General features: G+C 52.1%; 1 protein-coding gene. It reads right to left on the bottom strand.

Annotated features, from left to right (window positions below):
* Positions 1-583: cell division protein FtsA (gene ftsA / locus AOG28_RS17505; protein WP_235507081.1), on the bottom strand; the 583-nt coding region annotated here is incomplete at its 3' end.
* Positions 584-597 lie beyond the last annotated feature (14 nt).

Below are 597 nucleotides of genomic sequence, written 5' to 3'. Positions count from 1 at the left end.
GCTCCATGCTACGCGCTGGACGCCCACCCACTGACGGTACTTCAATGTGCTCGTCTTTGTTCACCATCTGGCGCAGCGCACACGCGTATTTGGTTTTGATTTCTTCGGCGTGATTCAGCGGGGTGCGGAAGATCTTGGCAATATCGCTGGTCACTTGATTACCCGCCGCAGGGATAACCGCCGTGTGACGCAAGACGCCACCGGTATAGATACAGATATCTATGGTGCCCGCGCCCATATCTACCAACGCTACACCCAAATCCTTTTCGTCTTCAGTAAGCACCGAAGTACTTGATGCCAACGCTGAAAACACCAAGCAATCGACGCTTAAACTGCAGCGCTCAACCGCCTTCACGATGTTCTTGGCCATGTCGTTGGCACAGGTAATGATATGCACCCGTGCTTCCATACGTACCCCTGACATGCCAATAGGGCTTTTGATGCTCTCTTGTGAATCGATGATAAATTCTTGCGGTAACACGTGAAGAATGCGGCGCTCTTGCGCTATAGGCACAGATTTAGCCGCATGAATCACCGCATCGACGTCGTCTTGGGTTACTTCGGCTTCGTTAATCGGCACCATGCCCGATTCATTCT

The sequence above is a fragment of the Cobetia sp. UCD-24C genome (assembly GCF_001306765.1).
GTDB classification, from domain to species: Bacteria; Pseudomonadota; Gammaproteobacteria; order Pseudomonadales; family Halomonadaceae; genus Cobetia; species Cobetia amphilecti.
Note: the sequence above shows the minus strand (reverse complement) of the source record. Positions and strands in the feature narration are given on the sequence as shown.